Origin of the sequence: Mycobacterium sp. E2327, from assembly GCF_001672675.1 — a bacterium.
In the GTDB taxonomy this organism is placed as follows: Bacteria; Actinomycetota; Actinomycetes; order Mycobacteriales; family Mycobacteriaceae; genus Mycobacterium.
In genome coordinates this window covers 1-14,524 of sequence record NZ_LZKE01000109.1, presented here as the reverse complement: position 1 = coordinate 14,524, position 14,524 = coordinate 1, and the positions used below count along the sequence as shown (strand labels likewise).

General features: G+C 67.4%; 14 protein-coding genes. 11 read left to right on the top strand and 3 right to left on the bottom strand.

The features are described 5' to 3' along the window. Positions 1-32: 32 nt before the first annotated feature. From A5712_RS12640 to A5712_RS12590, 11 genes are read left to right on the top strand one after another with little or no spacing between them, the layout of a single operon-like run. The gene (locus tag A5712_RS12640) at positions 33-800 is read left to right on the top strand and encodes an ABC transporter permease (protein ID WP_068105070.1); all 768 of its coding nucleotides are present in this window, start codon (positions 33-35) and stop codon (positions 798-800) included. Continuing rightward, positions 797-1,645: an ABC transporter permease gene (locus tag A5712_RS12635; RefSeq protein ID WP_068105067.1), complete on the top strand. Its 849-nt coding sequence runs from the start codon at positions 797-799 to the stop codon at positions 1,643-1,645. Before A5712_RS12640 ends, A5712_RS12635 begins: the two co-directional genes overlap by 4 nt. 4 nt (positions 1,646-1,649) lie before the next feature. Then, positions 1,650-2,918, top strand: coding sequence for an MCE family protein (locus A5712_RS12630; protein WP_068105065.1), 1,269 nt, complete (start codon positions 1,650-1,652; stop codon positions 2,916-2,918). Then, positions 2,915-3,946 (top strand): MCE family protein, encoded by a 1,032-nt coding sequence (locus A5712_RS12625; protein ID WP_068105062.1) that lies wholly within the window; start codon positions 2,915-2,917, stop codon positions 3,944-3,946. Before A5712_RS12630 ends, A5712_RS12625 begins: the two co-directional genes overlap by 4 nt. Continuing rightward, positions 3,943-5,115, top strand: a complete 1,173-nt coding sequence (locus A5712_RS12620; protein ID WP_068105060.1) for an MCE family protein — start codon at positions 3,943-3,945, stop codon at positions 5,113-5,115. The genes A5712_RS12625 and A5712_RS12620 overlap by 4 nt, the downstream gene beginning before the upstream one ends. Further along, entirely contained in the window at positions 5,112-6,452 is a 1,341-nt protein-coding gene (locus tag A5712_RS12615) for an MCE family protein (protein WP_068105058.1), read from the top strand. Before A5712_RS12620 ends, A5712_RS12615 begins: the two co-directional genes overlap by 4 nt. Next, the gene (locus tag A5712_RS12610; RefSeq protein WP_068105056.1) at positions 6,449-7,570 is read left to right on the top strand and encodes an MCE family protein; all 1,122 of its coding nucleotides are present in this window, start codon (positions 6,449-6,451) and stop codon (positions 7,568-7,570) included. The genes A5712_RS12615 and A5712_RS12610 overlap by 4 nt, the downstream gene beginning before the upstream one ends. Beyond that, positions 7,570-9,048 carry an MCE family protein gene (locus tag A5712_RS12605; RefSeq protein ID WP_068105053.1) on the top strand — a complete coding sequence of 493 codons (1,479 nt, stop codon included), beginning with the start codon at positions 7,570-7,572 and terminating at the stop codon, positions 9,046-9,048. Before A5712_RS12610 ends, A5712_RS12605 begins: the two co-directional genes overlap by 1 nt. Positions 9,049-9,065: 17 nt before the next feature. After that, positions 9,066-9,611: an Mce protein gene (locus A5712_RS12600; protein WP_231982115.1), complete on the top strand. Its 546-nt coding sequence runs from the start codon at positions 9,066-9,068 to the stop codon at positions 9,609-9,611. Beyond that, the gene (locus A5712_RS12595; protein WP_068105047.1) at positions 9,608-10,201 is read left to right on the top strand and encodes a hypothetical protein; all 594 of its coding nucleotides are present in this window, start codon (positions 9,608-9,610) and stop codon (positions 10,199-10,201) included. The genes A5712_RS12600 and A5712_RS12595 overlap by 4 nt, the downstream gene beginning before the upstream one ends. After that, on the top strand, positions 10,201-10,692 hold the full coding sequence (locus tag A5712_RS12590; RefSeq protein ID WP_068105044.1) for a CAP domain-containing protein: 492 nt from the start codon (positions 10,201-10,203) through the stop codon (positions 10,690-10,692). The genes A5712_RS12595 and A5712_RS12590 overlap by 1 nt, the downstream gene beginning before the upstream one ends. Positions 10,693-10,695: 3 nt before the next feature. Here A5712_RS12590 and A5712_RS12585 read toward each other — a convergent pair whose 3' ends face one another. The 3 genes from A5712_RS12585 to A5712_RS12575 form a co-directional block, all read right to left on the bottom strand. Further along, a complete protein-coding gene (locus A5712_RS12585; RefSeq protein ID WP_068105040.1) occupies positions 10,696-12,342 on the bottom strand; it encodes an NAD-dependent malic enzyme in 1,647 nt (548 codons plus the stop codon). Positions 12,343-12,396: 54 nt separating this feature from the next. Beyond that, complete coding sequence (locus A5712_RS12580) at positions 12,397-12,687, bottom strand: hypothetical protein (RefSeq protein WP_068105038.1); 291 nt, start codon at positions 12,685-12,687, stop codon at positions 12,397-12,399. A 102-nt stretch (positions 12,688-12,789) separates the two neighbouring features. After that, on the bottom strand, positions 12,790-14,524 hold a 1,735-nt coding region (locus A5712_RS12575; RefSeq protein WP_197519375.1), incomplete at its 5' end, for a sulfite reductase flavoprotein subunit alpha.

Here is a 14,524-nt window from a genome sequence, read left to right as displayed (position 1 = left end):
TCTGGACGACGCGGGGGGCATGAACGAACCCCATGGACGGCACCGCCATCGCACGGCCCATGAACGCGCTGGGTCAGTTCTTTCTGCTCAGCCTCGAGGCGCTGGTTGCCGCGGTACGGGGGCCGTGGGCGTGGCGTGAGCTATTCGAGCAGATCTGGTTCGTGGCGCGGGTTTCGATTTTCCCGACGATCATGCTGTCGATTCCGTACACAGTCCTCATCGTGTTCGTCCTCAACATCTTGCTCGTCGAGATCGGCGCCGGGGACCTCTCGGGCGCGGGTGCCGCGCTGGCGTCGGTGACCCAGGTGGGGCCCGTCGTCACCGCGATGGCCGTCGCCGGCGCCGGATCGACAGCGATGTGCGCCGACCTGGGCGCGCGCACCATTCGCGAGGAGATCGACGCGATGAAGGTGATCGGCGTCAATCCGGTTCAGGCGCTTGTGGTTCCGCGCATCATCGCCGCCACCTTCGTCGCGTTGCTGCTCTACTCGGTGGTCGCAGTCACCGGGTTGACGGGCAGCTACATCTTCGTGGTCTTCGTCCAGCACGTCACCCCGGGTGCGTTCATCGCCGGGATGACGCTCGTCACCGGCCTGCCGCAGGTGGTGATCTCGCTCATCAAGGCGACCCTGTTCGGGCTGTCGGCGGGCCTGATCGCCTGCTACAAGGGCCTTTCGGTGGGCGGCGGCCCGACCGGCGTCGGCAACGCGGTCAACGAGACCGTCGTGTTCTCGTTCATGGCGTTGTTCTTCATCAACATCGTGATCACCGCCCTCGGCGTGAAGGTGACCGCCAAGTGACCGACGCCGCACGCGAGCCCGGATGGCTGGCCGCCCTCGGGCCCAGGCTGGTCGCCGGCACCCGCAGGCTGGGCGAACAGACCGAGTTCTACGGCAGGTCGTTGGCCGCCACGGCCGAGGCGGTGCGGCGCTACCCGGGCGAAGTGCTGCGGCTGATCGCGGAGATGGGCATGGGCACGGGCGCGCTGGCGGTGATCGGCGGGACCGTGGGCATCATCGGCTTTCTCACGCTGACCACCGGCGCCCTCGTCGCGGTGCAGGGCTACGACACGTTGTCCAACATCGGTGTCGAGGCGCTGACCGGATTTCTCTCGGCGTTCTTCAACGTGCGCATGATCGCGCCGTGCACGGCCGGCGTGGCCCTGGCGGCCACCATCGGCGCGGGCACGACCGCCCAGCTGGGCGCGATGCGCATCAACGAGGAGATCGACGCGCTGGAAGTGATGGGCATCCGCGCGATCACCTATCTGTCGTCGACACGGATCATCGCCGGTGTCCTCGTGGTCATTCCGCTGTACGCGGTGGCCGTGCTGATGTCGTTCATCGCCGCCAAGTTCGGCACCATCTACATCTACGGGCAGTCGCGCGGCGTGTACGAGCACTACTTCTCCACGTTCCTGCGGCCCACCGACCTGTTCTGGTCGTTCCTGGCCGCGCTGACGATGGCCACGGGTGTGATGGTCGTGCACACCTATTACGGTTTCACCGCGACGGGCGGTCCCGCCGGCGTGGGCGAGGCGGTCGGTCGTTCGGTGCGGTCGTCGATGATCGTCACCGCCTTTGTCTGCCTGATGATTTCGTTGTCCGTCTACGGGCAATCCGGCAACTTCAACCTGTCGGGATGACGGCATGAGCAATCATCGTGACGACGGATCGCGCGCGCGAAACAGGGTCCGCGGCAGCAGGATCGATCCGATCTGGTGGGCGCCGACGCTGTTCATCGTCGTCGGGATATTGGTCGCGCTGACCGCGGCGTCATTCTCCGGAAGGTTCCAGGAGTTCATCCCGCTCACGCTGGTGTCCGACCGCGCGGGCCTGGTGATGGAACCGGGCGCCAAGGTCAAGCTGCGCGGGGTGCAGGTCGGTCAGGTGGCATCGATCGGCACCGACGTGAAAGCCGCCCAGCTGCAACTGAAGATGCAACCGGGTCCGTTCAAATACCTGCCGAGCAACCTCGAGGCGGAGATCAAATCGACCACCGCGTTCGGGTCCAAGTACGTCGACCTGATCGTGCCCGACCACGCCAGCGCCACACCGCTCAAGCCCGGCGCGGTGCTGCGCTCCCGGAACGTCACCGTGGAAGTCAACACGGTGTTCGAGAACCTGCAGGCCGTGGTCAAAGCCCTGGATCCCGCCAAGCTGAACTCGATCCTGTCGGCGTTCGCGGAGTCGGTGCGCGGCAAGGGTGAACGGATCGGCGAGGCCATCACCGACGCGAACAACCTGTTGCTGACCGTCAACCCGCGGATGGACACCATCCACACCGACTGGCGGCTGTTCGGCAAGACGACGGCCGCCTATTCCACTGCGGCGCAGGACATTTTGTCGATCCTCGACTCGGCGACAACGAGCAGCGCCACCCTGACCGAAAACCAGCGGTCACTCGATTCGCTGCTGTTGTCGGCGGCTGGTTTCAGCCAGACCGGCATCAACGTCATCGGCAGAAGCGAGGCCAACATCGTCCGGTCTTTCAACCTGGTCGATCCGACCACGGCGCTGCTGAACAAGTACTCACCGACCTTCACGTGCCTGTTCCAGGGTGCGCAATGGTATGTCGACCACGGCGGCCGGGACGCGTTGGGCGGCAACGGCTATTCGGTGATCCTCGACTCCGCGCTGCTGTTCGGTGACGACCCGTACCGCTACCCAAGACACCTTCCCAAGGTCAACGCCACGGGCGGTCCCGGTGGTAAGCCCAGTTGCGGGTCGCTGCCCGATCCGAGCGCGAACTTCCCGGTGCGCGCGCTGGTCACCGACACCGGTTGGGGCGCCGCGCCCGACGAGATCCGCACCAATGTGGCCGCGGGAAATCCGTGGTGGGCCAACTGGTTCCCGACCACCAAGAACCCGCCCGAAGCGCCCCACTACTGGTATCGCGGGGGGCGGCCACCGCCATGAGACGACGGAAGATGTCCGCCATCCTCGCGCGCGTCGCGCTGTTCACGGCGGTCTGCCTGGTGTTCACGTTTACCTTGATCGCCGTGTTCGGCCAGCTGCGCTTCGAGGACCGCACCGGCTACCAGGCGGTCTTCACGAACATATCCGGCCTGAAGTCCGGCAACTTCGTGCGCATCGCCGGGGTCGAGGTCGGCAAGGTCGGCGACCTCACCCTGCACCGCGACGGCACGGTCACCGTCGGCTTCGCCGTGGACAAGGGCGTGCGGCTCACCGAGGGCACCAAGGCGGTCGTGCGCTACGAAAACCTGATCGGGGACCGGTATCTCGCGCTCGAAGACGGCCCCGGGTCCGCCCGGCGCCTGCCGGCGGGCGCGACGATTCCGCTGGCGCGGACGTCGCCCGCCCTCGATATCGACGCGCTGATCGGGGGCTTCCGGCCGTTGTTCCGGGCGCTGAATCCCGATCAGGTCAACGCCCTGTCCGGCGAGTTGCTGCGCATCTTCCAGGGGCAGGGCGGCACCCTGGCCTCGGTGCTGGCGCAGACCTCGATGCTGACGTCGACCCTGGCCGGGCGCAGCGAACTGATCGGCGAGCTGATCACCAACCTGAACACCGTTTTGCACACCTTCGGCACCCGCGACCGCGAGTTCTCCGACGGCCTGGACAAGCTCTCGCAGTTCGTCAACGGCCTGGCGCAGCGCAGGGACGACATCTCCACCGGGCTGGCCTACATCAACGCGGCGGCCGGGTCGGTCGCCGACCTGCTCGTGCAGGCCCGCCAGCCGATCAAGGACGTGGTGCACGAGACCGACCGGATGTCGGGGCAGGTGATGTCGGACCGCGACTATGTCGACAACCTGCTCAAGCAGCTTCCCGACATCTACCAGGTGCTGTCCCGGCAGGGCCTGAACGGAGACTACTTCGGCTTCTACTTCTGCGAAGTGTTGCTCAAGCTCAACGGCAAGGGCGGCAACCCCATCTTCGTCAAGCTGTTCGGCCAGCCCAGCGGGCGGTGCACGCCGCAATGAAGCTACCCAAGGTAAAGCCGCTCGCGGGACGCAGCCCCGTCACGATCGGTGTGATCGGCACCGCGGTCCTGGTGTGCGTGACCGTCGCGGCCTTCCAGTACGACAAGTTGCCGTTCGTCAAGAACACCAACGACTATGCGGCCTACTTTTCCGAGGCCGGCGGCATCAAAACCGGTAGCACGGTCCGGGTTTCGGGCATGGGCGTCGGCAGGGTCTCCGACATCCGCCTGGAGGGCACCAAGGTCCGGGTGGGCTTCACCGTCCGCAAGGCCATCGAGCTGGGCGACCGAACCGAAGCCGCGATCAAGACCGAGACGGTGCTGGGCAGCAAGATGCTCGAGCTCACCTCGCGTGGCGACGGACGGCTGAACGGCCCCATCCCGCTGGAACGCACCCACTCGCCCTACGACCTTCCCGACGCGCTGGGTGACCTGACGACGACGATCAGCGGGCTGGACACCGCCCAATTGTCCTCGGCGCTAACGACGTTGGCCAACACGTTCAAGGAAACCCCGGCCGACCTCAAACCCGCGCTGCAGGGCGTCGCTCGGTTCTCCGAGACCCTCAACCATCGCGACGCTCAGCTGCGCAGCCTGTTGGGCAACGCCAACAAGGTCTCCGGCGTGCTCGGCAAGCGCAGCCAGCAGATCGCCACGCTGGTGGCCGATTCCAACGCGCTGCTCGCCGCGCTACTGGACGAACGGGATTCTCTCGACGCGCTGATGAACAACATCACGGCGGTGTCGCACCAGATTTCGGGGCTGGTCGACGACAACCGGACCCAGCTCAAGCCCGCCCTCGACAAGCTCAACGGGGTGCTCGAGGTGCTGGACAACCGCAAGGAAGACTTGCAGAAGACCCTGCCGAAGTTCAAGCGCTACGCGATGTCGTTCGGTGAATGCCTAGGCTCGGGACCGTTTTTCAAGGCGTACGTGGCCAACCTGATCCCCGGGCAGATAAGCGGCCCGACGATCGACGCGCGGATGTATGACCGGTTCCTGGATCCCAACCAGGGGCTACCGTCGGAGTCGGTGGACCCGCCGACCGGCAGCCCGCCCGTGCCGCCCGAGAACGCGCCGCATCCCATCTGGTCGCAACCGCCCTCCCCGGGCCCCGCGCCGGGCCCGCCGCCCGAGCTCGCTCCCGCGGATGCGGGGGGACAGCGATGAGCCGCCGTACGCTGCAGGCGGTGACCGGCATCAGCCTGGTCGCCACCCTCGTCGTGGCGTCGTTCCTCGTCGGCACCAAGTTGCTGAGGCAGGTCGAAAGGAGCACGTACACCGCCTATTTCGCGGAGGCGAACGGCCTGTTCGTCGGCGACGAGATTCGCATCCTCGGCGTCGCGGTGGGCGTGGTGGACAGGATCGAGCCGCAGCCCGCCAGCTCCAAGGTGACCTTCTCCGTGGACAAGCAGTACGCGGTCCCGGCCGATGCCCGCGCGGCGATACTGTCGCCGTCGCTGGTGACCTCGCGGGCGATCCAGCTCGTCCCCGCGTACTCCGGCGGCCCCAAGCTGAGCCCCGGCGCGTCGATTCCCCTGAGCCGCACCGCGGTTCCCGTCGAATGGGACGACTTCCGCAGGCAGCTGGAGAAGCTGACCGAGGCGCTGCAGCCCACCGCACCGGGCGGTGTGAACTCGCTCGGCGAGTTCATCAACTCCGGCGCCGACAACGTTCGCGGCGAGGGCGACACGGCCCGTGACACCGTATTGAAACTGTCCGAGGCGATTTCGGCGCTGGGTGATCACGCCGACGACATCTTCAGCACTGTGCGCAACCTGCAGCTGCTGGTGTCGGCGCTGCACTCCAGCAGCGATCTGCTGGCCTCGTTCAACCAGAACCTGGCCAGCGTGACGACGGTGCTGTCGAACACCCCCAACGAGGTGGGGAACGCGGTGAAGGGCCTCGATGGGGCGCTGACGGATCTGCGCGACTTCCTGTCCGAGAATCGGGAAGCCATTGGCGTCACGTCCGACCGGCTGGCGTCCATCACCACGGCGCTGAACGACAGCCGCGCCGACGTCAAACAGATTCTGCACATCGCCCCGACGGTGTTCCAGAATTTCCTGAACATCTACCAGCCGGCGCAGAGCGCCATGACCGGCATCATGGCGCTGAACAACTTCGCCGACATCCCGCAATGGATCTGCAGCTCGATCGAGGCGGCCTCCCGGCTGCGTCTGGACCGCGTGTCGAAGCTGTGCCTGCAATACATCAACCCGATCATCAAAAACCGCATCTACAACTACCTTCCCTTCGGTCTGAACCCGTTCGTCGGGACGCAGGCCCGGCCGAACGAGATCACCTACAGCGAGGACCGGTTGCGGCCGGGCTACACGCCCCCGGAAGCGCCGCCGGATGCCGCGCCGCCCCAGCCGCCCGCACCCGCCGAGCAGCCGGTGGCCACCGAGGCGCCACCGCCCGGCGAGGCGCCACCGCCGCCGAACGGCACGGTCGACTCGACACAAGTGCTGCGTGACCTGATGCTTCCGACGGGGGCATCATGAGACGCGCGATGGTGGCCGCGCTGTGCCTCGCCTGCCTGGCCGCGGTGTCGGGCTGCGGATGGAAGGGCCTGAATTCGTTCACCCTGCCCGGCACCGCGGGTGGGGGACCCGGCTCCTACACCATCCAGGCGCAAATGCCCGATGTCGCAACCATTCAGGAGAACACCCGGGTTCGCGTCGACGACGTCAACATCGGCAACGTGACCAAGATCGAGCTCCAGGATTGGCACGCGCTGGTCACCATGCGGATCAACGGCGACGTTCGGCTGCCGGCCAATTCGACCGCGAAGCTGGGGCAGACCAGCCTGCTGGGCTCGATGCACATCGAACTCGCACCGCCCAAAGACGAGCCGCCCGTGGGTGAACTGAAAAACGGTTCGGTAATCCCGCTGCCGCGCGCGAGCACGTATCCGACCACCGAGCAGACCCTGGCATCGGTGTCAATTCTGCTCAACGGCGGCGGGCTCGGTCAGCTGCAGGAAATCACCCAGGCGCTCGCCAAGGCGTTCGCGGGCCGCGAGAACGACATGCGCAGCCTGCTCGGCCAGCTCGACCAGTTCATCACCGGCACCAACGCCCAGACCGACGACATCATCGCCGCCTCCGAGAACCTCAACGCGCTGGCGGGCCAGGTCGCCGACAAAGACCCTGTCGTCGACAAGGCGTTGACCACCGTTCCGAAAGCGCTTGCGGTACTTGCCGAGGAGCGCACCAAGATCGCCGATGCCATCGACCAACTCGGCAAGTTCAGCGCGCTCGCGGCGGACACGATCCACCAGAGCAGGGAATCCCTGGTGAACAACCTGCGCAACATCGCGCCGGTGCTGCGGTCGCTGGCCGATGCCGGGCCGTCGCTCACCAGGGGCCTGGACGGCCTGGTGGCCTACCCGTGGCCGGCGTCCACCGTGCGGAACTGGTTCCGCGGCGACTACGCGAACCTCACCCTGGTGGTCGACCTGACCTTGAGCCGCATCGACCAAGGGCTCTTCACCGGCTCCCGGTGGGAGGGCAATCTCACCCAGCTCGAACTGCAGTGGGGACGCACGATCGGCATGCAGCCCAGCCCGGTCACCGGGGGCAACCCGCTGACCTATCCGTATCACTTCGGGGGATACTGATGCTGCGCCTGAACCGCCGCACCTGGATCCAGCTGTCGATGTTGACGCTGGTGACCGTGCTTTCCTGTGGCGCAATGGCTTTCAACTTCATGAAGCTGCCCGCCACGCTGTTCGGGATCGGCGAATACAACGTCTCGGTCGACCTGCCGCAGTCGGGTGGGCTCTACCAGACCTCCGTGGTCACCTACCGCGGCACCGACGTGGGCCAGGTCAAGTCGGTCGAGGTCACCGCCACCGGGGTGCGCGCGGTGCTCGCCCTGAGATCCGGGGTCAAGGTGCCCTCCGACGTCGAGGCGTCGGTGCACAGCCGCTCGGCGATCGGCGAGCAATACATCGAGCTGACCCCGCGGCCGGGCACGGAGGGAGAACACTCCCGGTCGCTGACCTCGGGCGACGTCATCCCCGCGGGCCGCGTCGACGTACCCGTCGACATCGGGCACCTGCTCGACCTGACCAACCGTGCGCTGCAGGCGATTCCGCGGGACAACCTGCACACGGTGATCGACGAGACCAACCGCGCGGTGAGCGGCCTGGGGCCGGAGTTGTCGCGGATCGTCGACGGGTCCACCGCGCTGGCCATCGCCGGGGGCCGGACGGCCGACCCGCTGGCCGCCCTGATCGACCAGTCCCCGGCGGTGCTGAACTCCCAGGTGCAGACGGCGGACGACATCGCCACGTGGGCCAATCGCACGGCGGCCATCACGGCGCAGTTCAAGGCGCAAGACGCGGCGCTGCGGGACCTGTTGACCCAGGGCACTTCCGGGCTGGAGGAAGGCCGCGCCCTGTTCGACCGGGTCGCACCGGCGGTGCCGGTGTTGTTCGCCAACCTGGTCAGCTTCGGCGACATCGCCGTCGTGTACCGCCACGACATCGAACAACTGCTCGTGCTGTTCCCCCAAGGCATCGCGGCCATGGCGGCCATCGTCGTGCCCAGCTCCAATACCAAGCAGGAGTACCGGGGCGCCCAGTTGGACTTCAACCTGAACATCAACCTGCCGCCGCCGTGCACGACGGGCTATCTCCCGCCGACCCAGCGCCGCTCACCGGCCAGCGTCGACGCGCCGGACCGTCCCGCCGCGGACCTGTTCTGCCGGGTGCCGCAAGACTCCGAGTTCAATGTCCGTGGCGTGCGCAACATTCCGTGCGAGGCCAAGCCATGGAAGCGGGCGCCCACTGTCGAGCTGTGTGAAAGCGACGAGGAGTATGTGCCGCTCAACGACGGCTACAACTGGAAGGGAGACCCCAACGCCACCTACAGCGGGCAGGGCGTCCCGATGTATCCGCCGGGACAAGACCCGCGGCTGCCCCCGCCGCGGGGCACCGCGCCCCCGGCACCGGCGCCTCCGCCGCTCGCCGTCGCGACCTACGACCCCGCCACCGGCGACTACGTGGGGCCCGACGGACACCATTACACCGAAGCCGATTTGGCGCACCCACGCGCCAAAAACTGGCAATCGCTTCTAGTCCCGACGCCGTAAGCATTCGAAGGAGCAACATGGCCGAAGACACCAAGGAACCCGAGAAGCGGCGCGCGCGCTGGCGGCGCCGGGCCACCCCCCGGCTCTCACGCGCCGCAACGGCAGTGGTGGCCGCCGCCGCCGTGGTGGCGGCGCTGGCCGGATTGGCCGGCTGGCTGGGCTACCGGGCCTATGAGAAGCACGAGGCCAACGCCAAGCGCGACTTGTTCGTTCAGGTCGCCCGCCAGGGCGCGGTGAACCTCACGACCATCAACTACACCCAGGTCGACGCCGACGTGCAACGCATCCTCGACCTGTCCACCGGGGCGTTCCGCGACGACTTCGAGCAGCGGTCCAAGCCGTTCGTCGAGGTCGTCAGGGCGGCGCAGTCGAAATCGGAAGGCACCGTTACCGATGCCGGCCTGGAATCCCAGCGGGGCGACTCCGCGCAGGTCCTGGTCGCGGTCGCCGTCAAGTCGCGCACCGCCGGCGGCGAGGAGGCGCCGCGGGAATGGCGGATGCGAATCGAGGTCCGGTCCGTCGGTGACGACGCAAAGGTGTCGAGCGTGGTGTTCGTGCCATGACCACACTGCGCGAGGACATCGAGGCCACCGCCGCCGACGAGGACGTGGAGCCTGCGGCGGAAGACGAGACGGTAGAGGAAGATTCGGAATCGCCCGAGAGGCGGCGCATCAACTGGTCGCGCGTCTTCGCCCGGGGCGTGTTGCCCGCGGTCGCGCTGCTGCTGGCGTTGGGGGCGGGCTTTTTCAAGTGGGTGGCCGGGTCGGCCGACGACCTGGCGCGGGCACGTGCCGAGTCGGTGCGGGTCGCCGGCGAAGACGCGGTCGCCCTGTTGTCCTACAAGGCGGATTCGGTGGAGAAGGATCTCGCCGCGGCGCGCGAACGGCTGACCGGCGAGTTCAAGGACGCCTACACCGAGCTGACCCGCCAGGTCGTCATTCCGGGCGCGAAGGAGAAGCACATCTCCTCGGTGGCGAAAGTCAATGCGGCGGCCTCGGTTTCGGCGTCGGCCAACCACGCCGTGGTGCTGGCGTTCGTCGACCAAACCGTCACCATCGGCAGCGGCGCCCCCACGGATACCCAACCCGTCGTGCGGGTGACGCTGGACAAGGTCGACGGCCGATGGCTGGTCTCGCGGTTCGATCCGGTGTGATGCGAGCGGTCACGGTGATGTCCGCCGCGGCGATCGCGGCGGCGGCAGCGGCGTTGCCGGCGCCCGCCGCGCACGCCGACAACAAGCGGCTCAACAGCGCCGTCGTCTCGGCCGTCTACACCCTGCAGCACCAGGCGGGCTGCACCAACGACGTCATCCGGAACAACGCGCTGACGCTGGCCGCCGAATGGCACGCCGAAGACATGATCAGCAACCGGAACATCAACGACGACACCGGATCCGATGGCTCGACGCCACAGGATCGCGCCAACGCCGCCGGCTTCCGCGGCCGGGCGGCCGAAACGGTGGCGATCAACCCCGCGATAGCGATCAGCAGCCTGGAACTGGTCAACCAGTGGTACTACAACCCCGACGACATGGCGATCATCCGCGACTGCGCCAACACCAACATCGGGGTGTGGTCGGACAACAGCCTGGACCGCACCGTCGTCGTCGCCGTGTATGGGCAACCCGACGCACCCAGGCGATAGCGGCTAGTCGTAGACCGGCGTCCACATCGTGTCGGCGACGGCTTGCCCGACGTCCTCGTGGGTCTCGGTGGCAACCCCGTCTTCCACGGCGGCGTGATAGACGGCCTCGGCGACCGCCGTCGAGATCTCACGCAGGTTCTGCACATCCGGCAACAACGAATCGCCGGCGTTCGTCGGGCACGCCTGGTGCACAACGGCTTTCGCCGCCGCCTGCAGCATGCCGGGCGTGACGGTCCTGGCGCGGGAGACGATGATGCCCAACCCGATGCCCGGGAACACCAGCACGTTGTTCGCCTGGCCGATGGTGTAGGTGACGCCGTTGAATTCGACCGGGGCGACCGGGGTGCCGGTGGTGATCAACGCCTTACCGTTGGACCACTCGAGCAGATCGGCCGGCATGGCCTCCATCCGTGAGGTCGGGTTTGACAGCGGAAAGATCATCGGGCGTTCGCAGGAAGCCGTCATCGCGTCAACGACCTTCTCGGTGAACGCCCCGAATACGGTTGAGGAGCCCAGCAGAATGGTCGGCGACGCGAGCTTGATCGCGTCCACCAGCCCCACCCGATCCCCGGCACCGACCCCGAGTTGCTGCCGGTTCTTGGCGTACGGCACCTGGAAATCGCGCAGGTCGTCCATGTCGTCGAAGAGCAGGCCCTGCTTGTCGATCGGCCAGATCTGCGACCTGGCCTGCTCGACCGTCGCGCCGTCGGCGACCATCGCGTCCCGGATCTGATCGGCCACGCCGATCCCGGCGGTGCCGGCGCCGAAGACGATCGTTTTTTGGTCGCGCAGCGGGATGCCGGTGACGTGGCATCCGCCGTAGACGGCGGCGACCACCACCGCACCGGTGCCCTGGATGTCGTCGTTGAAGATGCAGTACTCGTCGCCGTAGGTCTGCAGAATGTGCCGCGCGTTGAGCGGCCCGAAGTCTTCGAAATGCAGGATCGCGTGTGGAAACAGCCGGTGGGCGGTCTCGATATAGCGCTTGATGAAGGCGTCGTACTCCGCGCCGCGGCGCCGGGCGTGGCGGTTGCCTAAATAGAACGGATCCTGCAGTAACTGTTCGTTGTCCGTTCCCACGTCGAGCGACACCGCGATGCAACGGCGCGGGTCGATCCCGCCGCCCGCGGTGTAGAGCGCCAGCTTGCCGACGGCGATCTGGATGCCGCCGACCCCCCAGTCGCCGATACCCAGGATCGCCTCGGCGTCGGTGCACACGATCAGGTCGACGTCGTCGGGACCCAGGCCGAAAGTCTCGAAGGCCTCCGCGATCTCGTCCGGCTCGTCGATGCTCAGAAAGAGTCCGCGCTGCCCGCGGTATTCATCCGAGAAGCGTTGAATGGCCTCACCCACGGTGGGCGTGTACACCACGGGCATCAGCTCGGGCAGGTGGTCTTCCAGCACCTTGAAGTACAGCAGTTCGTGCCGGTAATGCAGTTGCTCGAGAAGCAGGTTGCGGCCCAGATCCGTACCGAGGCTTTGCAGTTGGTGCCACACGCGGTCGGCTTGCTCGTCAAGCGTGAGCACCGCAGACGGAAGCCGGCCGGTCAGCCCCAGGCGCCGGCGCTGCTCGTGGGTGAATCCCACGCCGCGGTTCAGGCTTGGGGCGGCCAGTGCCGGCGGGATCCGCGGCGTGTGGGGATCGCTCATCACAACACCGTAGCGCCGACGCGAACCAGCACTGCGAACGGAGCGTGAAGATCGCTATCGGCTGGAAACGGATTCGGCCGCGTCGCTGCCCAGCATCCCGTCCTCGGCGGCCACTTCACAGACGCAAGGCCGTGCGCCGTTGTGCACCCACCGCGACAGCCGGCTGCCCTGCTTGCGCATCACGTGCTGCACGTAGACCTTGTCGCGTTGCACCCGGGAGAACGCCATGTCCAGGTTGACGGGCAACCCCGCCCACTCGACTTGGCCCGGCGCCGACGCCCTGCCGTCGGGATGCAGCGGACACTCCCGCCGCGGGCAGACTTGCCTTTCAGAATCGCGAGCCACGCTGTCACTCCTTTTGGTACGCGACCTAATGAGTGAATCCTGCGTCAGCGATGTTTCAGCGGCGGGTGTGCGACGTTTCCGTCGTATTACAGGCCGAGCGCCTCAGTAGACGTCGCGGTGGTAGCGCTTGTCGGCGCTCAGCGATCGCACGTATTCCCGCGCCGCATCCGGGCCGAGGTTGCCCTGCTCAGCGGCGATTTCGCAGAGCGCCCGGTCGACGTCCCTGGCCATGGGGTCGGCGTTACCGCAGACGTACAGCTGCGCGCCGTCCTGCAGCCAGCGCCACAGCTGGTCCCCGCGCTTGCGCATCAGGTGCTGCACGTAGACCTTCTCGCGCTGGTCGCGCGAGAACGCCAGGTCCAGCTCGGTGAGCAGCCCGTCGGCCCGCATCTGTTCGATCTCGTCGCGGTAGTAGAAATCGGTCGCGGCGTGCTGTTCGCCAAAGAACAGCCAGTTGGGGCCGGTGTGGCCGAGCGCGCGACGTTCCTGCAGGAAACCGCGGAAGGGGGCGATCCCGGTGCCCGGACCGATCATGATCATCGGGGTGTCCGGGCCGCTGGGCGGCCGGAAGTTGCTCGACGGCTGCAGGTACACGGCGACGCGATCGCCGGGGGAGCGGTCGGCGAGGTAGGTCGAACACACCCCGCGGCGCGGGACGCCCTGGAAGTTGTAGCGCACCGGCGAGACCGTCAGGTGGACCTCTGCCGGGCACTCCTTGGGGCTCGACGAGATCGAGTAGAGCCGCGGCTGAAGGCGTTTGAGCACCCGCAGCCACTCGTGGGCCGACGCGTAGACCGGCAGAGCTGCCAGCAGGTCCACCAACTGGCGTCCCCACGTCCAGTTGCTCAGCTCGGCCTTGTTCTCCGGCCTCAGCAGCTCGGCAAGTTTCTGGTTGCCGGTGCGCTCCTGCACGAAACGCACCAAATCCCGGCTGATGTGAGCGATCTCGATCCGCTCGGTGAGCGCGGAGCGCAACGACATCAAGCCGTGCTCGCCGACCTCGACCGGGGTCTGCCCGTCCAGTCCGGTGACCGACAGCCATTCGTCGACCAGCCGGTCGCTGTTGCGCGGCCACACCCCGAGCGCGTCACCGGCCTCGTAGCTGATCGTGTCCTCGGGCACCCGAAACACCAACTGCCGCACGTCCTTCGCCGACTCCGGCCGGCCCAGCTTGATGTTGCGGGCCATGTCGGTGATCAGCGGATGCTTCTTGGAGTAGCCGACCGCTCCGGCCCCGTTCGCCGGCCGGGCCGGCTTGGCGACGGGGGCGGTGACCGCGCCGCCCTTCCTGCCGACCGGCGCCGGCGTGCGGGCCAGCGCCTCGATGACCCCGCCCAGCCACTTGGCCGCCGCGTCTTCGTAGTCGGGTTCGCAGTCGACCCGGTCGACGATTCGGGTCGCTCCCCGCTCGGCGAGCCGCTCGTCGATCTTGCGGCCATGGCCGCAGAAGTCGTCGTAGTTGGAGTCGCCCAGCGCGAGCACGGCGTAGCGGGTATCGGTGAATCGCGGTGCGCTATCGGACGTCAGCGCCCGCCACAGCCCGGTGCCGTTGTCCGGCGGGTCGCCGTCCCCGGTGGTGCTGGTGATCAGCAGCAATTCCCGGGTCGCGGGAAGCTGCTGTAACGGGAAGTCGTCCATGGCGTGCAACGCGACCGGCAGGGCGGCCTCGCGCAATTGCGCGGCGACATCGGCGGCGAGTTCCTCGGCATTGCCGGTCTGCGACGCCCACAACACCACGACGGGCGCCCGTTCGGGGGCGGGGCCGGGGCCAGCAACACCATCGGCAGTCGCGCCCAGCCCGGCGGCAGCAGGAAGAAGGGCGCGTCGACGACGGTCT